At 65.1% G+C, this 17,859-nt stretch carries 17 protein-coding genes; 12 read left to right on the forward strand and 5 right to left on the reverse strand.

Features of this window, described 5'->3' with window-relative positions; translation table 11 throughout:
- The first annotated feature begins 19 nt into the window (after positions 1 to 19).
- From ACQR10_RS25275 to ACQR10_RS25315, 9 genes are all read left to right on the forward strand, one after another.
- Entirely contained in the window at positions 20 to 916 is an 897-nt protein-coding gene (locus ACQR10_RS25275) for an IclR family transcriptional regulator (protein ID WP_315805743.1), read from the forward strand.
- Positions 917 to 982: 66 nt separating this feature from the next.
- Positions 983 to 1,780, forward strand: a complete 798-nt coding sequence (locus ACQR10_RS25280; RefSeq protein ID WP_316177188.1) for an ABC transporter ATP-binding protein — start codon at positions 983 to 985, stop codon at positions 1,778 to 1,780.
- Positions 1,777 to 2,490 carry an ABC transporter ATP-binding protein gene (locus tag ACQR10_RS25285; RefSeq protein ID WP_315805741.1) on the forward strand — a complete coding sequence of 238 codons (714 nt, stop codon included), beginning with the start codon at positions 1,777 to 1,779 and terminating at the stop codon, positions 2,488 to 2,490. The genes ACQR10_RS25280 and ACQR10_RS25285 overlap by 4 nt, the downstream gene beginning before the upstream one ends.
- Positions 2,491 to 2,503: 13 nt before the next feature.
- On the forward strand, positions 2,504 to 3,382 hold the full coding sequence (locus tag ACQR10_RS25290) for a branched-chain amino acid ABC transporter permease (protein WP_315805740.1): 879 nt from the start codon (positions 2,504 to 2,506) through the stop codon (positions 3,380 to 3,382).
- Positions 3,383 to 3,384: 2 nt separating this feature from the next.
- The gene (locus ACQR10_RS25295) at positions 3,385 to 4,401 is read left to right on the forward strand and encodes a branched-chain amino acid ABC transporter permease (RefSeq protein WP_316216441.1); all 1,017 of its coding nucleotides are present in this window, start codon (positions 3,385 to 3,387) and stop codon (positions 4,399 to 4,401) included.
- 10 nt (positions 4,402 to 4,411) lie between these two features.
- A complete protein-coding gene (locus ACQR10_RS25300; protein WP_315805738.1) occupies positions 4,412 to 5,635 on the forward strand; it encodes an ABC transporter substrate-binding protein in 1,224 nt (407 codons plus the stop codon).
- 312 nt (positions 5,636 to 5,947) lie between these two features.
- A complete protein-coding gene (locus tag ACQR10_RS25305) occupies positions 5,948 to 7,171 on the forward strand; it encodes an ABC transporter substrate-binding protein (RefSeq protein WP_315805737.1) in 1,224 nt (407 codons plus the stop codon).
- Between the two features lie 249 nt (positions 7,172 to 7,420).
- The gene (locus ACQR10_RS25310) at positions 7,421 to 8,644 is read left to right on the forward strand and encodes an ABC transporter substrate-binding protein (RefSeq protein ID WP_316216440.1); all 1,224 of its coding nucleotides are present in this window, start codon (positions 7,421 to 7,423) and stop codon (positions 8,642 to 8,644) included.
- A gap of 28 nt (positions 8,645 to 8,672) precedes the next feature.
- On the forward strand, positions 8,673 to 9,953 hold the full coding sequence (locus ACQR10_RS25315; RefSeq protein WP_316216439.1) for a glycerate kinase type-2 family protein: 1,281 nt from the start codon (positions 8,673 to 8,675) through the stop codon (positions 9,951 to 9,953).
- A gap of 18 nt (positions 9,954 to 9,971) precedes the next feature.
- Here ACQR10_RS25315 and ACQR10_RS25320 read toward each other — a convergent pair whose 3' ends face one another.
- The gene (locus ACQR10_RS25320; RefSeq protein WP_315713766.1) at positions 9,972 to 10,478 is read right to left on the reverse strand and encodes a MarR family winged helix-turn-helix transcriptional regulator; all 507 of its coding nucleotides are present in this window, start codon (positions 10,476 to 10,478) and stop codon (positions 9,972 to 9,974) included.
- Between the two features lie 196 nt (positions 10,479 to 10,674).
- On the opposite strand from ACQR10_RS25320, the gene ACQR10_RS25325 reads away from it, so the two are divergent.
- The 3 genes from ACQR10_RS25325 to ACQR10_RS25335 are packed head-to-tail and all read left to right on the forward strand — an operon-like array spanning position 10,675 to position 14,210.
- Complete coding sequence (locus tag ACQR10_RS25325) at positions 10,675 to 11,715, forward strand: branched-chain amino acid ABC transporter permease (protein ID WP_316216438.1); 1,041 nt, start codon at positions 10,675 to 10,677, stop codon at positions 11,713 to 11,715.
- Positions 11,716 to 11,718: 3 nt separating this feature from the next.
- Entirely contained in the window at positions 11,719 to 13,488 is a 1,770-nt protein-coding gene (locus tag ACQR10_RS25330; RefSeq protein WP_316177175.1) for a branched-chain amino acid ABC transporter ATP-binding protein/permease, read from the forward strand.
- The gene (locus ACQR10_RS25335; protein WP_316216437.1) at positions 13,485 to 14,210 is read left to right on the forward strand and encodes an ABC transporter ATP-binding protein; all 726 of its coding nucleotides are present in this window, start codon (positions 13,485 to 13,487) and stop codon (positions 14,208 to 14,210) included. The genes ACQR10_RS25330 and ACQR10_RS25335 overlap by 4 nt, the downstream gene beginning before the upstream one ends.
- A gap of 29 nt (positions 14,211 to 14,239) precedes the next feature.
- On the opposite strand, the gene ACQR10_RS25340 is transcribed toward ACQR10_RS25335, so the two are convergent.
- The 4 genes from ACQR10_RS25340 to ACQR10_RS25355 all read right to left on the reverse strand — a co-directional run bounded on the left by ACQR10_RS25340 (position 14,240) and on the right by ACQR10_RS25355 (position 17,839).
- A complete protein-coding gene (locus ACQR10_RS25340; protein ID WP_434912102.1) occupies positions 14,240 to 15,046 on the reverse strand; it encodes a shikimate dehydrogenase family protein in 807 nt (268 codons plus the stop codon).
- Positions 15,047 to 15,145: 99 nt separating this feature from the next.
- Complete coding sequence (locus ACQR10_RS25345) at positions 15,146 to 16,291, reverse strand: ABC transporter substrate-binding protein (protein WP_315805730.1); 1,146 nt, start codon at positions 16,289 to 16,291, stop codon at positions 15,146 to 15,148.
- A gap of 213 nt (positions 16,292 to 16,504) precedes the next feature.
- Positions 16,505 to 16,924 carry an acyl-CoA thioesterase gene (locus ACQR10_RS25350; RefSeq protein ID WP_316177169.1) on the reverse strand — a complete coding sequence of 140 codons (420 nt, stop codon included), beginning with the start codon at positions 16,922 to 16,924 and terminating at the stop codon, positions 16,505 to 16,507.
- Between the two features lie 150 nt (positions 16,925 to 17,074).
- Positions 17,075 to 17,839, reverse strand: coding sequence for an SDR family NAD(P)-dependent oxidoreductase (locus ACQR10_RS25355; protein WP_434846259.1), 765 nt, complete (start codon positions 17,837 to 17,839; stop codon positions 17,075 to 17,077).
- Between the last annotated feature and the right edge of the window lie 20 nt (positions 17,840 to 17,859).

A 17,859-nucleotide genomic window follows, 5' to 3' on the forward strand; every position in this document is an offset into this window, starting at 1 on the left:
TCAATCAACAGCCGATGACATGAAACGCCCAGGGAAGAAAGCTGCGACCGATCGCAACTTCGTCGTTGCGCTGTCGCGCGGCCTCGAGGTGCTCAGGGCTTTCCGGCCCAATGACGGCCTGCTGGGCAACCAGGAGATCGCGGCGCGCACCAACCTGCCCAAGCCGACCGTGTCGCGCCTGACCTACACGCTGACCAAGCTCGGCTATCTCACGCCCGTTCCCCGCTTCGAGAAATATCAGCTGGCGCCGTCAGCGCTGCTGCTCGGCTACGCCGCGCTCGCCAATCTCGGCGTGCGCCAGCTCTCCGAGCCGTTCCGCGAGCAGCTGATGCGCGAGACCGGCGGTGCGGTGGCAATCGGCGGCCGCGACCGGCTCAGCATGATCTATATCGGCCAGAGCCGGCACGGCGTCGTCAACGTCGAGCTCGACGTGGGCTCGCGCATTCCGATTGCGACCACCGCGATGGGCCGGGCCTATCTCTGGGCGCTGCCCGAAGAGGAACGCGCCGTGCTGATGCGCGAGATGCGCGAGCATTACGGCAACCGCTGGCCCAAGATCCGTGACGGGATCGAGCGCGCCGGCGAAACCGTCGCCAAGTACGGCTTCACGATCTCGGCCGGCGAATGGCAGGATGACGTTCACGCCGTCGGCGCGGCGTTGAGGCTCAACGATGGAACGGGTCCTTACGCGATCAATTGCGGCGCGCCTGCATTCCGCTTCACGGAAGAGCGCCTGCTCACCGACATTGGACCTCGTCTCGTGGCGATGGTAAGGAAAATCGAAGCAGCGCTTGGCGGACTTGCGCCGCAAACTAATCAGACGAATGTTCATGCGAACAATTCGTCTCACAAAGAACTCAATAAAAAGCCGAAGCCAGGAGGAAAAGTTGCCCGTGTTGCCGAGGGTATCAGATAGCCTGCATCATCGCGGTCGGCTGGCGCCGCGTCCTGACCTGAACGATTTCGGGAGGGGCGAGACGAGATGACGCAGGCACAACTCGCCCAGACCAACGATCCGCTGCTCGCCGTCCGCGACGTCAGCGTCGTGTTCGGCGGCATCGTGGCGCTCAACGGCGTCTCGTTCGACATGCGCCAGGGCCAGATCCTCGGCCTCATCGGCCCGAACGGCGCCGGCAAGACCACGCTATTCAACTGCCTCAGCCGGCTCTACCAGCCGAGCTCCGGCGACATCCTGATGGAAGGCCACAGCATCCTGAAGCGGCCGCCACACCGCATCGCCGAGATCGGCATCGGCCGCACCTTCCAGAACGTGGCGCTGTTCCCGAACTTGTCGGTGCTCGACAACGTCCGCGTCGGCACGCATGCGCGGACCTCGAGCGACATCATCTCCGATTCGCTTCGTCTCGCCTGGATCCGCCGCAGCGAGACTTCGGTGAATACCAAGGTTCACGAGATTCTCGCCTATCTCAACCTCGAGGAGGTCGCGCACAAGACCGTGTCCGGGCTGCCGTTCGGCACCCAGAAGCGCGTCGAGCTGGCGCGCGCGCTCGCCGCTGACCCGAAGATCCTGCTACTTGACGAGCCCGCCGGCGGCCTCAATCACGAGGAAGTCTATGTGCTCGGCGACCTGATCCGTCGCATCCGCGACGAGCGCCATGTCACTGTGCTGCTGGTCGAGCATCACATGGGACTGGTGATGTCGATCGCCGACCACGTGGTGGCGCTGAATTTCGGCCGCAAGCTCGCCGAGGGCACGCCCGCGCAGGTGCAGGCCGATCCCGACGTCATCAAGGCCTATCTCGGGAGCAAGGATCAATGACGGCGCTGCTCAACGTCAAGGACCTGCGCGCCTATTACGGCCAGGTCCAGGCCCTGCACGGCCTCTCCTTCTCGCTCAACGAAGGCTCGCTGACGACCCTGCTCGGCGCCAATGGCGCCGGCAAGACCACCACCCTGCGCGCGATCTGCAACATGGTGCGCTCGACCGGTGCGATCGAGTTCGAGGGCAAGCCGCTCAACAACAAGTCGACCGAGAGCATCGTCCGCTTCGGCATCGCGCACGTCCCGCAGGGTCGCGGCACCTTCACCAACATGACGGTGGAGGAAAACCTGCAGCTCGGCGCCATCACCCGCTCCGACAAGGCGGGCATCGTCGCCGACATCGAGCGGATGTATTCCTACTTCCCCAAGCTGAAGGAGCGTCATACGCAGCAGGCCGGCACCCTGTCCGGCGGCGAGCAGCAGATGCTGGCCGTGGCGCGGGCGCTAATGCTGCGTCCCAGGTTGATGCTGCTCGACGAGCCGTCGTTCGGCCTCGCGCCGCTGGTGGTCCGCGACCTCTTCGGCATCCTCGGCAAGATCAACCGCGAGGAAAAGGTCTCGATCCTCGTCGTCGAGCAGAACGCGCAGCTCGCGCTGGAGCTCGCCGATCAGGCCTATGTGATCGAGACCGGCCGCATCGTCATGTCCGGCGCGGCCTCGGACATCGCGAACGACGAGAACGTCCGCAAATCCTATTTGGGCTACTAACGGAGGCGGGACAATGGAGCTGTTCACCAACCAGGTCCTGGCCGGCATTGCGACTGGCGCGATCTACGCCTGCATGGCGCTCGCGGTCGTGATGATCTACCAGGCGATCGACCATCTCAACTTCGCGCAAGGCGAGATGGCGATGTTCTCGACATTCATCTCCTGGCAGCTGATGCAATGGGGCCTGCCCTACTGGGTCGCCTTCGTGGCGACGCTGGCCTTGTCCTTTGCCGGCGGCATCGCGATCGAGCGCGTGCTGTTCAAGCCGCTTACCAAGGCACCGATCCTGACCCAGGTCGCCGGCTTCATCGCGCTGTACTCGATCATCAACTCCTTTGCCGGACTGACCTGGGACTTCACCATCAAGCAGTATCCGACGCCGTTCGGATCGTCGCCGTTCCTGGGCAGCCAGCTGATCTCGACGCACCAGGCCGGCATGATCGGCATCACCTTGCTGCTGCTGATCGGCCTGTACTTCTTCTTCCAGTACACCAGGGTCGGGCTTGCGATGCGTGCGGCGGCGGCGGTGCCCGAGTCGGCGCGGCTGGTCGGCATCAACACGTCGTGGATGATCGCGCTCGGCTGGGGCATGGCGGCGGCGATCGGCTCGATCGCCGGCATGCTGATCGCGCCGGTGGTCTTCCTCGAGCCGAACATGATGGGCGGCGTGCTGATCTACGGGTTCGCCGCCGCCGTGCTCGGCGGCCTGACCAGCCCGTTCGGCGCGGTGCTCGGCGGCTTCCTGGTCGGCATCTTCGAAAATCTCGCCGGAACCTACATCCCGCATGTCGGCAACGAGATGAAGCTGCCGATCGCGCTGGCCCTCATCATCTCCGTCCTGGTCATCAAGCCCGCCGGCCTGTTCGGCCGCAACATCGTGAAGCGAGTCTGATCATGAGCGCAATCGAGGACATCACATCCCAGGCGCCCGCGGTCGAGGCCGTTCCGAAGCGGGCAATGACCCTGAGCTCCGGCACCACCTTCGTGGTCGTGCTGCTGCTCCTGGTGGTGCCGCTGTTCGTCAAGAACTTCATCATCTTCCAGATGACGATGCTGCTGATCTACGGGCTGGCCGTGCTGGCGCTGAACATCCTGACCGGCGGATCCGGCCAGTTCTCGCTCGGCAACAGCGCCTTCTACGCCATCGGAGCCTATACGTCGGCGATCCTGATGGAGCAGTACAATGTCAACTACGCGCTGACCCTGCCGGTCGCCGGCGTGATCTGCTTCGGCGCCGGCTTCCTGTTCGGCCAGCCGGCGCTGCGGCTCTCGGGCGTGTATCTCGCGCTCGCCACCTTCGCGCTCGCCACCGCGATGCCGCAGATCCTCAAGCTCGGCTTCTTCGAGGAATGGACCGGCGGCGTGCAGGGCCTCGTCGTCACCAAGCCGGACGCGCCGTTCGGCCTGCCGATGTCGCAGGACATGTGGCTGTACTACTTCACGCTGGCGGTCACGATCGCGATCTACGTGTTCTCGGTGAACCTCCTGCGCTCGCGGTCGGGGCGGGCTTTCATGGCGATCCGCGACAACGAGATCGCGGCATCCGCCATGGGCATCGACGTCGCGACCTACAAGACGCTGGCGTTCGGCGTCAGCGCCGGCATCACCGGCGTCGCCGGCGGCCTCGGCGCCATCGCCGTGCAGTTCGTGGCACCTGACAGCTACACGATCGTGCTCGCGATCTCGCTGTTCCTCGGCATGGTCGTCGGCGGCGTCGGCTGGCTGCCCGGATCGTTCGTCGGCGCGGCCTTCATCATCTTCGTTCCCAACATCGCCGAAGGCATTTCGAAGGGCCTGTCCGGCGCGGTGTTCGGCGTGCTGCTGTTCCTCGTCATCTTCCTCGTGCCGCACGGCTCGCGGCAGGTGGCGATGGTGGCGCAGCAGCTGCTCGGCAAACTCAGAAAGAACTAAGGAGGAACTCTTGCAGGTCGTTCAACAACTACGAATCGCCGCGATCGCGACGGCGGTCATCGCCCTCACCTCGGGCGCAGCACTCGCCCAGAAGAAATACGATACCGGCGCGTCGGATACCGAGATCAAGATCGGCAACATCATGCCCTACAGCGGACCGGCGTCCGCCTACGGCGTGATCGGCAAGACCGAGGAGGCGTATTTCAAGAAGATCAACGCCGAGGGCGGCATCAACGGCCGCAAGATCAACTTCGTCAGCTATGACGACGCCTATTCGCCGCCCAAGGCGGTCGAGCAGGTGCGCAAGCTGGTCGAAAGCGACGAGGTCCTGTTCGTCTTCAACCCGCTCGGCACGCCCTCGAACTCGGCGATCCAGAAATATCTCAACGGCAAGAAGATCCCGCAACTGTTCGTCGCCACCGGCGCCACCAAGTGGAACGACCCGAAGAACTTCCCCTGGACCATGGGCTGGCAGCCGAGCTACCAGAGCGAGGGCCGCATCTACGCGAAGTACCTGCTCAAGGACAAGCCCGGCGCCAAGGTCGGCGTGCTGTTCCAGAACGACGATTTCGGCAAGGACTATCTGAAGGGCCTCAAGGACGGCCTCGGCGACAAGGCCGCGTCCATGATCGTCATGGAGGAGAGCTACGAGACGTCCGAACCCTCGATCGACGGCCACATCGTCAAGCTGAAGGCCTCCGGCGCCGACGTCTTCTTCAGCGTCACCACGCCCAAGTTCGCGGCGCAGGCGATCAAGAAGCTTGCCGAGATCGACTGGCATCCGACGCATCTGGTCGTCAACGTGTCGGCCTCGGTCGGCAGCGTGATCAAGCCGGCCGGCTTCGAGAACTCGCAAGGGATTCTTTCGGCCGCCTACGCCAAGGATGCTGCGGATCCGCAGTGGAACGATGATCCCGGCATGAAGAAGTTCTTCGACTTCCTCGCGCAGTACTATCCCGACGCCAACAAGCTCGACAGCTCGACCGTCTACGGCTACGGCGCCGCGCAGACGCTGGTGAAGGTGCTGCAGATGTGCGGTGACGACCTGACCCGCGCCAACGTGATGAAGCAGGCCGCGAGCCTGAAGGACTTCGCGCCCGACACGCTGCTGCCGGGCGTCAAGATCAACACCTCGGCTACCGACTTCGCGCCCATCGAGCAATTGCAGATGATGCGGTTCAAGGGCGAGAAGTGGGAGCTGTTCGGCGAGGCGATCAGCGGCGCCATCGAGTAATCGCGCATCGCCGCAGAAAGCGGTGCCGATCTCCACTGGCCCTCCGCGCCATCGGCGCGGAGGGCTTTTTCATATCTGGATCGGCGTCGAACTATTCATCTCAGGCTGTTCTTGCAGAGCACTCACCCGCCGAGATTGCGGAGACCTCTCGCAGTTGCACATGATATGGACCGCCAAGGCACCGCGAAAACACGGACCGTGCCGTGATGTCGCAACCACCCCGGTGCAGCTCTGCTATAGTTCCAGCCAGAACAAGAGCCGCCATCAAGGCGGCCGAGACACGTCAACCAAACCAACACGGGAGAAACGCACATGATGATCACGCGAAGGGCCGCCCTCGCCTCGGCTGCCGCCATCGTTCTCGCCTCGAGCTCCGCAATCGCCGCCGACAAGAAATACGATACCGGCGCCTCCGACACCGAGATCAAGATCGGCAACATCATGCCCTATAGCGGGCCGGCCTCGGCCTACGGCATCATCGGCAAGACGGAAGCGGCCTACTTCAAGAAGATCAACGCCGAGGGAGGCATCAACGGTCGCAAGATCAACTTCATCTCCTATGACGACGCCTATTCGCCGCCGAAGACGGTCGAACAGGCACGCAAGCTGGTCGAGAGCGATGAAGTGCTGTTCATCTTCAATTCGCTGGGCACGCCGCCGAACTCGGCGATCCACAAATACATGAACTCGAAGAAGGTCCCGCAACTGTTCGTCGCCACCGGCGCCACCAAATGGAACGATCCGAAGGACTTCCCCTGGACCATGGGCTGGCAGCCCAACTACCAGAGCGAATCCAGAATCTACGCAAAATATCTGCTGAAGGAAAAGCCGGACGCGAAGATCGCGGTGCTGTATCAGAACGATGATTACGGCAAGGACTATCTGAAAGGGCTGAAGGATGGGCTTGGAGCCAAGGCCGCCTCAATGATCGTCATGGAGGAGAGCTACGAGACCGCCGAACCCTCGATCGACAATCACATCGTCAAGCTCAAGTCCACCGGCGCCGACGTATTCGTGAACATCACCACGCCGAAATTTGCGGCGCAGGCAATTAAGAAGGTCAAGGAGATCGAGTGGAAGACGCTGCATATCCTCAACAACGTCTCCGCCTCCGTCGGCAGCGTGCTGAAACCGGCCGGCTATGAGAATTCACAGGACATTCTCTCGGCGGCCTATCTCAAGGACGTCTCCGATCCGCAATGGAAGGATGATGCCGGGATGAAACAGTTCCTCGACTTCATGGCGAAGGATTTCCCGGATGGCGACAAGCTCGATGGCGGCACCGTCGTCGGCTACAGCGTGGCCCAGACGCTTGTGCAGGTGCTGAAGCAGTGCGGCGACAACCTCACCCGCGAGAACGTCATGAAGCAGGCCGCATCCCTGCGCAACTTCCGCACCGAGATGCTGCTGCCTGGCATCACGATCAACACCTCGGCAACCGACTTCGCGCCCGTCAGCCAGTTGCAGCTGATGCGCTTCAAGGGCGAGAAGTGGGAGCTGTTCGGCGACGTGATTTCCGCCGACGTCGGCGGCTAACGACGGAACGCAATTGAAACCGCCTCCTGCGGCTTCGCGCCGCAGGAGGCGCTCTCTCCAGGCATCTTTGCTGTCTTTGCCAAGAATTTCTTAAGCTAGGAGTTGAAAGAGAGGCGGTCATGCAGCGGCGGCGGTTACGCCGAGCGCGCGGCTGCGCTATGGGGACTCGTCCGGAGTGAAACGAGTCGCCCGTGCTGCGGGCGAATCCAACAACAAGGCCAAGCTCCAAGGCCGAGAAGGAGTCCCCACGTGACCACTGCCCTCACCCGCCGCACGCTCTCCAGCCTGCTCGGCCTCGCCTTGGTTGGCGCCGCTGCCGGCAGCGCCTATGCCGACAAGAAATACGACACCGGCGCCAGCGACACCGAGATCAGGATCGGCAACATCGTGCCCTATAGCGGCCCGGCCTCGGCCTACGGCTCGGTCGGCAAGGCGATGTCGGCTGTGTTCAAGAAGGTCAATGATGAGGGCGGCATCAACGGCCGCAGGATCAATTTCATCTCGTACGACGACGCCTATTCGCCGCCGAAGACGGTGGAGCAGGCACGCAAGCTGGTGGAGAGCGACGAGGTGCTGTTCCTGTTCGGCGTGCTCGGCACTGCGCCCAACACGGCGATCCAGAAATACATGAACGCCAAGAAGGTGCCGCAGCTGTTCGTCGCGACCGGCGCCACCAAGTGGAACGAGCCCAAGACCAATCCGTGGACCATGGGCTGGCTGCCGAGCTATCAGTCGGAAGCCCGCATCTACGCCAAATACCTCACCGCGCAGCAGCCGACCGGCAAGATCGCGGTGCTCTACCAGAACGACGACATGGGCAAGGACTATCTGAAGGGTCTCAAGGACGGCCTTGGCGACACCTCCCGCGTCGTGCTGGAGGAGAGCTATGAGATCGCCGAACCCACGGTCGAGTCGCACATCGTCAAGATGAAGTCGGCCAATCCCGACATCGTCGTGCTGTTCACCACACCGAAGTCCGGCGCCCAGGCGATCAAGAAGCTCGGCGAGATGAACTGGAAGCCGCTGACCATCATCTCGAACGTCAGCGCCTCGACCGCGGCCGTGATGCGGCCGGCCGGCGTCGAGAACTCGCAAGGGGTGATCTCGGCCGCCTATGCCAAGGATGCCTCCGATCCGCAATGGGCCAACGACCCCGGTCTCGGCGCGTTCAGGGAACTGCTCGCCAAATATCTGCCGGAGATCAACCCCGTGGATTCGTCGGCGCTGACCGGTTACAACATCGCCACCACGATGGTCGAGGTGCTGAAGCGATGCGGCGACGAACTGACCCGCGCCAATGTCATGAAGCAGGCGGCAAGCCTGAAGCAGTTTGCGCAGGGCGGGCTGTTGCCCGGCATCACGCTGACCACCGGTCCGGACGACTTCCAGCCGATCGAGCAGCTGCAGCTGATGCAGTTCAAGGGCGAGCGCTGGCAGTTGTTCGGCGAGGTCATGAGCGGCGAACTGAAATAGGCTGCGCACGGCACGCGGGCGGCGCCGCATGACCAGCCGCCGTCCGTTGTTGCGCGCGATCTTCGATGCCGCGGTCGCCGCGGCGCATCCTGACATGGTGCTGCCGGCATTCCTGCCGGCGGCTCCCAAAGGACGAATCATCTGTCTCGCCGCCGGCAAGGGCGCGGCCGCGATGGCGGTCGCGGCCGAGCGCCACTACCTGGACACGCTGGGATTCGATCCCGCGAAGCTGACCGGCATCGCAACCACCCGCCATGGCCATGGCGTGCCGACCCGGCGGGTGAAGGTCATCGAGGCCGGACATCCGATGCCAGACGAGGCCGGGCTGAAGGCCGCCGACGAGACGCTGCAACTGGCGGCAACCGCCGAGCCCGGCGACCTGATGCTGGTGCTGCTCTCCGGTGGTGGGTCCGCCAATTGGGTCGCGCCGGTGAACGGCGTCAGCTTCGCGCAGAAGCAGCAACTGACCCGCGCGCTGCTCCGCTCGGGCGCACCGATCGGCGAAATGAATACGGTCCGCAAGCATCTGTCGCGGATCAAGGGCGGCCGGCTGGCGCGGGCCGGGCAGAAGGCCGAGATCGTGACCCTGGCGATCTCCGACGTGCCGCATGACGATCCCTCGGCGATCGCATCGGGTCCGACGGTGCCCGATCCGACCACGCTGGCCGATGCCCGCGGCATCGTCGCCAAATATAAGCTCGAGGTCGACCCGGCGATCAGCCGGGCGCTCGATGATGCCGCCAATGAGAGCTGCAAGCCCGGCGATGCCGCCTTCGCCCGCGCCTCGTTCGAGCTGATCGCGCGCCCCGCCAGCTCGCTCGAGGCCGCCGTGGCCAGCGTCAAGGCGGCGGGCTACGACGTGCTCGATCTCGGCGCCGATCTCGAGGGTGAGGCCCGCGATGTCGCGGCCGATCACGCCAAGCTGGCGCGCGAGGCCCGCGTGCTCGGCCGCCGCATGGCGATCATCTCCGGCGGCGAGCTCACCGTGACGGTGCGCGGCCAGGGCCGCGGCGGCCCGAACCAGGAATATGCCTTGGCGCTCGCCGACCTCCTCAAGGACATGGAGGGCATAGCGGCGCTCGCCGGCGACACCGACGGCGCCGATGGCGGCGGCGGCAGCGCCTCCGATCCGGCCGGTGCGCTTGTCGATGCCGAGGTCATCGCCGCGATGCGGGCGCAGGGGCTGGATCCGCAGGCCTATCTCGCCAACAACGACGCCACCGCATTTTTCGCCGCGACCGGCGGCCTGCTGCAGACCGGACCGACGCTCACCAACGTGAACGACGTCAGGGTCATCCTGGTCGATTGAGGGGCGCGCCTGCGTCCTTCAGAACTCCTCCGCGATCTTGGTGAGCATCGCCAGTAGCGCGTCGCGCCCATCCGGGCCCAGCAGCTCGTTGAGCCGCGCCTCGTGCTTCGACACCACCAGCTTCTTGGCGCGGGCCAGCACGGCGCGGCCCTTCTCGGTCAGCATCAGGATGTGCGAGCGCCGGTCGTTGGCCGAACGCACTCGCGCACACAGGTCGCGGCTCTCGAGGCTGTCCAGCAGGGACACGAAGTTCGGCCGCAGGATGCCCAGGGTGTTGGCGATCTCGGTCTGGTTCCGGCCCGGATTGGCGTCGAGCAGCAGCAGCACCGAGAACTGGGCCGGCGTCAGTTGCAGCGGCGCGACGCAGCGCAGGAAGTCCTCGAACACCTTCAACTGCGCCCGTTTCAGCACATAGCCAAGCAGATCCGACAGCTCGCCGAGCTGGACCGCTTGCGTCTCATCGGCCGCTACGGCAGCTTCCTTGCGGCTTTCCCTCTTGCTGACGGGCTTGGCGCTATCGGCCATCACGGTCCGCCAAATTCATCGCATTTGCTTCCATCCCTGGTCTCGAACGCCGCAGCCGGAACAGCGGCCTTGAGATTATAATCGATAATTGTTATCCACTATATCAAACACGGGCAGCCCAATTCAACTGCCCCGACCTGCGGACGGCGCATGGCGTCGCCCGCATCCGGTCACCACAGAGGGGGAGCGTCCGGTCTTGAACACAACGATCCTGCTGTTCCTGTTGCAGGACGGCATTACCAATGGCGCGATCTACGCGCTGCTCGGGCTGGCGCTCGTGCTGGTGTTTGCCGTCACCCGGGTGATCCTGATCCCGCAGGGCGAATTCGTCACCTACGGCGCCCTCACCTATGCCTCGCTCGCTGCCGGCCAAATGCCGGGCACGGCGAAGCTCGCCGTCGTGATCGGGCTCGCGGCCTTCGCCTTCGACCTTTACGCCATGCGCAAGACGCTGCACGCGCCGAAGATCGCGCGCACCTTCGGCCTCAACGTGGTCCTCCCGGTGGCCATTCTGCTCGCCAGCATGTGGGCGGCGAACCAGCGCATGCCCGCCGGCGTCAGCCTGGTGCTGTCGCTGCTGATCGTGGCCAGCATCGGCCTGTCGCTCTACCGCATCGTGTTCCAGCCGCTCGCGCACACCTCGGTGCTGGTGCTGCTGATCGCCTCGGTCGGCGTTCACCTGGCGCTCCAGGGCCTCGGTCTGCTGTTCTTCGGCGCCGAGGGCCAGCGTGGCCCGACCCTGCTCAATGCCACGGCGACACTCGGCTCGCTGCGCTTCACCGGGCAGGGCATGGCGGTCTACGGCATCACCATCGCCTTCATCGTCGGCCTCTGGCTGTTCTTCGGCCTGACCCTCTACGGCAAGGCGCTGCGCGCCACCGCCGTCAACCGGCTCGGCGCCCGCCTCGTGGGCATCCGCACCACGCTGTCCGGCCAGATCGCCTTCCTGCTGGCCTCCAGCATCGGCGCGCTCTCGGGCATCCTGATCGTCCCGATCACGACGCTCTATTACGACACCGGCTTCCTGATCGGCCTCAAAGGCTTCATCGCCGCGATCATCGGCGGCCTGATCAGCTATCCCCTGACCGCCGTCGCCGCGCTCGTCGTCGGCATCGTCGAGGCGTTCTCCTCGTTCTACGCCTCGAACTTCAAGGAAGTGATCGTCTTCACGCTGCTGATCCCGGTCCTGCTGCTGCGTTCGCTCGCCGCGCCCGCGGTCGAAGAAGAGAAGGATTGAGCCGTGCGCGAGCGTTGGCCTCTCATCATCTTTGCCGTCATCGTTGCGGCGATCCCGTTCATTCCGGGCATGCCGCCGTTCTGGATCGTGCTGCTCGACAATATCGGCCTGTCCGCGCTGGTCGCGATGGGCCTGGTGCTGTTGACCGGCGTCGGCGGCCTCACCTCGTTCGGCCAGGCCGCCTTCGTCGGCTTCGGCGCCTACACGACCGCGGTGCTCTCGGCGCAGTATGGCATCTCGCCCTGGCTGACCTTGCCATTGTCGCTGCTGGTCTCCGGCCTCGCCGCGGTGCTGCTCGGCCTCGTCACGGTCAGACTGTCCGGCCACTATCTGCCGCTCGGCACGCTCGCCTGGGGTCTCGGCCTGTACTACCTGTTCAGCAAGCTCGCCTTCCTCGGCCGCAATGACGGCATCTCCGGCATCCCGCCGCTGTCGATCGGCAGCCTCAAGATGCTCGATCCCGGCACGATCTATTTCGCGATCTGGGCCGCCGTTCTGATCTCTGCGCTGCTGACGATGAACCTGCTGGACTCCCGCACCGGCCGCGCCATTCGCGCCCTGCGCCGCGGCCACATCGCGGCGGAAGCGTTCGGCGTCTACGCACCCCGCGCCAAGCTGCTGGTGTTCATCTATGCCGCCGTGCTCGCCGGCCTCTCGGGCTGGCTCTATGCGCACTTCACCCGCGCCGTGAACCCGACGCCGTTCGGTGCCCAGGCCGGCATCGAATATCTGTTCGTCGCCGTCGTCGGCGGCGCCGGCTATGTCTGGGGCGGCGTGCTGGGTGCTGCGATCGTCGTTGTGCTGAAGGAGGTCCTGCAAAGCTACCTCCCGCTGCTGCTGCATGGCGAGGGCCAGCTCGAGACCATCGTGTTCGGCATCCTGCTCGTGACGCTCCTCCAGCTCGCTCCGACCGGCCTGTGGCCGTGGCTGACGGCGCGCCTGCCGTTCAAGCCGCTGGCGAAGAAGCCGGACACCACAATCAAGCTGCCGGCCCGCGAGCGGTCCGCGACGACGCCCAACGTCCTGCTGCAGGTCGACAACGCGCGAAAGCAGTTCGGCGGCGTGGTTGCGGTCAACAACGTCTCCTTCGACGTCCAGGCCCGCGAGATCGTCGCGCTGATCGGCCCGAACGGCGCCGGCAAGAGCACGACCTTCAACCTGATCACCGGCGTGCTGCCGCCGACCTCCGGCAACATCTCGGTGCTCGGCAAGGCCGTCGGCAACGCCCCGCCGCAGGACGTCGTCAAGCTCGGCATTTCCCGCACCTTCCAGCACGTCAAGCTGGTGCCGGACATGACGGTGCTGGAGAACGTCGCGATCGGCGCCCATCTGCGCGGCCATTCCAATGCGCTTACCAGCATGTTCCGGCTCGATCGCGCCGACGAGGCCAAGCTGCTCGCGGAAGCCGCGCGCCAGATCGAGCGCGTCGGGCTCGGCGACCAGATGCACCAGCTTGCTGGCTCGTTGTCTCTCGGCCAGCAGCGCATCGTCGAGATCGCCCGCGCGCTGTGCGTCGATCCGATGCTGCTCTTGCTCGACGAGCCGGCCGCGGGATTGCGCCACATGGAGAAGCAGCGCCTCGGCGCGCTGCTGCGCGACCTCCGCGCCGGCGGCATGTCGGTGCTGCTGGTCGAACACGACATGGGATTTGTCATGGATCTCGCCGACCGCATCGTGGTGCTCGATTTCGGCACCAAGATCGCCGAGGGCACACCAGCCGCGATCAAGACCAATCCCGAGGTGATCAAGGCATATCTCGGAGCCGCTGCATGAGCACCTTGCTGGAAGTCGCCGACGTCCACGTCTCCTACGGCAAGGTCGAGGCTGTCAGATCGGTCTCGCTGACCGTCGCCGAGAACGAGATCGTCACCATCATCGGCGCCAACGGCGCCGGCAAGACCACGCTGCTCAGTGCCATCATGGGCGTGTTTCCGCTGAAGGGCCGCGTCTCCTTCCTGGGCGAGGACCTGGCACGCTATGAGATCGAGGACCGCGTCGCGCGTGGACTGTGCCTGGTGCCGGAGCATCGCGAGCTGTTCGCCACCATGAACGTCGAGGACAATCTGCAGCTCGGCGCGTTCCGCATGAGCAAGGCGCACGCCGCGCGCGGCTTCGAGCACGTCTACACGCTGTTTCCGAAGCTCAAGGAGCGGCGCAAGCAGCTTGCCGGCACGCTCTCCGGCGGCGAGCAGCAGATGCTGGCGATGGGCCGGGCGCTGATGGGCGCGCCGAAGATGCTGATGCTGGACGAGCCCAGCCTCGGTCTGGCGCCGATCATCGTCGCCGGCATCTTCGAGATCGTCGCCAGGCTGCGCCAGGAAGGCGTCTCGGTGCTGCTGGTCGAGCAGAACGCCAAGGCCGCGCTCAAGGTCGCCGACCGCGCCTATGTGATGGAGCTCGGCGAGTTCGTGCTCAACGGCAAGGCCAGCGAGATCGCCACCGATGAGCGCGTGGCGGCGAGCTATCTCGGCTTTGCCGAGGCGGCTGCGAGCTGAGCCTGATGTCGATGGGGTGAGGCGCTGCTTCAGGAGGGCGCCTCCTTCGACAGCAGGAAATCGACCATCACGCGCTCCAGCGCCCGGTACATGTCGGTGCCGGTCGCCGTCAGGCAGCCGCGCTGGCGCGCAGCGGCGATGAACGGCGACACCTCCGGCCGGGTGATCACGCAGCCGCAATAGGCCGACGGGCTGACGGTCGCCATGTCGACCGGCAACGGATCGCCGGGCTGCATGCCCGCCGGCGTCGCATTCGCGACCAGGTCGAAGCCGCCGGCATCGGTGCCGCCGACAACGGCGCGGCCTTTCCCCCGCTCGTTGAGGCGCGCTATCAGCACATCGCGGCGTCCGGGATCGCTGTCGTGAATGGCAAGCTCGCGCACGCCGGCATCGATCAGCGCCAGCGCAATCGCCGAACCCGCTCCGCCCGCGCCGATCTGCAACGCCCGGCAGCCTGCGGGATCGAAGTCCTTGGCTTTCGCCGCGCCGACGAAGCCAAGGCCATCGACCATGTCGCCGTGCCACCCGCCGTTCGCACCACGCCGCATCAAGTTGACGGCACCGATGAACTGCGCACGCTCGGTGGCGGTCGCGCAGGCGCGGTAGCAGGCGAACTTGTGCGGGATCGTCGCGACGATGCCGTCGAGATTCCTGACCCGAGTCATTGCCGCCAGGAAGTCCGCGAGATCGCCTGGCGCGACCTGGACCGGGACGAGGATCGCATCGCTGCCCTGCTCGGCAAACGCCTGGCTCACGCCGGCCGGCGCACGCACCTGTGCGATCGGATCGCCGATGATGATGTGGAGCCTTGTGGCGCCGGTGGGGGCTGGGATCATGGCGGGCCTCTCGGAAAACTACAAAGATCCTCGTCCAAATGGCCGAAAGGCCGGCTCACGGAGCCGGCCTTTCTCAATCAGAAGCTATGGTCTCGCGGCTCACTTCGCCGGGACGTACTTCCCGTCCTTCACGGTCAGGATGATGCGGGAGCGGTCGTCGAGGCCCGAGCGATCCTTTTCGGTGAAGTTGTAGACGCCCTGCGAGGCCGCCATGTCCTTCTCGGTCATCAGCGCCTGGCGGATGGCTTCGCGGAACTCCGGCGTGCCGGGCTTGGCGGTCTTCAGCGCCACCGGGATGACGCGCTTGAGGATCTCGAACGCATCGAAGGAGTGACCGGCGAACTGGCTGCGGCTGTTCGGGCCATACTTGGCTTCATAGGCCTTGTTCAGCTCGAGGCCGGGCTTCTTGGTCAGCGCGCTGTCGTCCTGCGTCTCCGGCGACATCACCGGGCCGGAGGCCATGATCACGCCCTCCGCCGCCTTGCCGGCGATGCGGATGAAGTCCATGCTCGCGGCGCCGTGGGTCTGATAGATCAGGCCGGTGTAGCCGCGCTCGCGCAGCTCGGTCTGCGGCAGCGCCGCCGCGGTGCCGGAGGCGCCGACCAGGATCGCGTCCGGATTGGCGGCGACCAGCTTCAGCACCTGGCCGGTGACCGACGTATCGGGGCGCGCGAACCGCTCCTCGTCGGCAATCGTGATGCCCATCGGCACCGCCTGGTTCTTCAGATCGTTGAACCAGAGATCGCCGTAGGAGTCGGAGTAGCCGATGTAGCCGACGGTCTTGATGTTGTGCGCCTTCATGTGCTCGTACAGCACCTTGCCCATGATCGGCACCGGCTGCGGCATCACCACCGACCATTTCATCCGCTCAGGCGTGACCGGGAACGGCGCCAGGCCGAAATGCGGAATGCCGGCCTCGTTGGCGACGTTGGACACCGCGATGGTCGGCGGCGTCAGCGCCGAGCCCATGATGATGTCGGCTTTCGACTCCGTCACGAAGCGGCGCGCATTCGTCGTCGCCGTGGTCGGATCGCCGCCATCGTCGAGCACGATCACCTTGAGCGGCACGCCGCCGATCTCCTTCGGCACGAACTCGAGCGCATTGCGCTCGGGGATGCCGAGCGCCGCGCCCGGCCCCGTCGTGGTCGTGGTGATGCCGATGGTGATCTCGCTGGTCTGCGCCAGCGCAGGAGCAGCTGCGAGCATCGCGATGACGCCTGCCGCCGCCAGATAGGCCTTCCTCATAAAATCCTCCCTTAATCTTTTCGGTTCAGCTCGTGATCCGCCGATCCTGTTTGCAGTCCCGCCCCGTGTCCGGGGCACCTTCCAACACGGCCGGCCGATATGTGTCCAAACGTGATCATAGCATTGAACACGAGAAGATCACTCCTCACCAGTCGACCAAAGCATGACAGCTGAACATCCTTAAGACGGTCGCATGTCGCACCTATTCCAGCCTCATCCGCCGAGAAACTTGGCTCGCATCTCCTCCGGGAACGGCGCCGATTTCAGTCGGTCCGGGTCGGCCGGATCGCGGCCGACCAGCACCCGGGTCTCGAACCCTTCGATCGCCAGCGCCTCGCCCTTGAACACCTTGTGGATGACGTCGAAGGACGAACGCTTGATGCTCTCGACCCGGCTCTCGATCGTGATCCAGTCGCCATAGGTCGAGGGGATGTAGAACTTGGCGCGGGTGTCGACCATGGGGATGCCGACCAGGCCGTAGCGGCGGACGATGTCCTGCTTGGAGAACCCGGCCGCCTCGAACATGACGGAAGTCGCATCGTCGAACATCGCGAAGTAGCGCGGATAGTAGACGATGTTGGCGGGGTCGCAGTCGCCCCACTGGATCTGCACGTCGCGGCGGTTGACGAACATTTTTAGCCTCACTCCGTCGTCATTCCGGGGCGCGCGAAGCGCGAGCCCGGAATCCATTTCTCCATTTGCGCCAGACGCCAAATGGATTCCGGGGCCGACGCTTTCACGTCGTCCCGGAATGACAACCATGAAGACGTCCGCGGGCGGCACCTACTTCGGCGCCATGCGCAGCGAGCCGTCGAGGCGGACGACCTCGCCGTTGAGGTAGGCGTTCTCGACCATGTGCAGCGCCAGCGCGGCAAACTCGTCGGCGTGGCCGAGACGTCGCGGGAACGGGATCGCGGCGGCGAGCGAGTCCTGGGCCTCCTGCGGCAGGTTGGCGAGCAGCGGCGTCAGGAACAGGCCGGGCGCAATGGTCAGCACGCGGATGCCGAACTGTGCGAGCTCGCGCGCGATCGGCAGGGTCATGCCGACGATGCCGCCCTTGGAGGCCGAATAGGCCGACTGTCCGATCTGGCCGTCATAGGCGGCAACGGATGCGGTGTTGATGACGACGCCACGCTCGCCGGTCGCCTGCGGCTCCAGCTTGGTCATGCCGTTGGTGACCAGGCGCAGCATGTTGAACGAGCCGATCAGGTTGACCTTGATGACCTTCTCGAAATCGGCCAGCGGCATCGGGCCGTCGCGGCCGACGACGCGCTTGGCGACGCCGATGCCGGCGCAGTTCACCAGCACGCGCGGCTGCTGGCCGAGCGCCTTGACCGCCTCGGCGACGCCGGCTTCAGCGCCGGCGGCGTCGGACACGTCGCACACCACCGAAACACCTTTGATCTCAGCGGCAACCTCCGCCGCCAGCTTGGCGTTCAAATCGAACACCGCGACCTTGGCCCCCTGCGACGCGAGCTTGCGGGCGGTGGCGGCCCCGAGGCCGGAGGCGCCGCCGGTGACGATGGCGGCCTGATCCTTCAACAACATTGTCGTTTCTCCCTTGGATG

This window comes from Bradyrhizobium sp. HKCCYLRH2060, assembly GCF_051168135.1.
Taxonomy (GTDB): Bacteria; Pseudomonadota; Alphaproteobacteria; order Rhizobiales; family Xanthobacteraceae; genus Bradyrhizobium.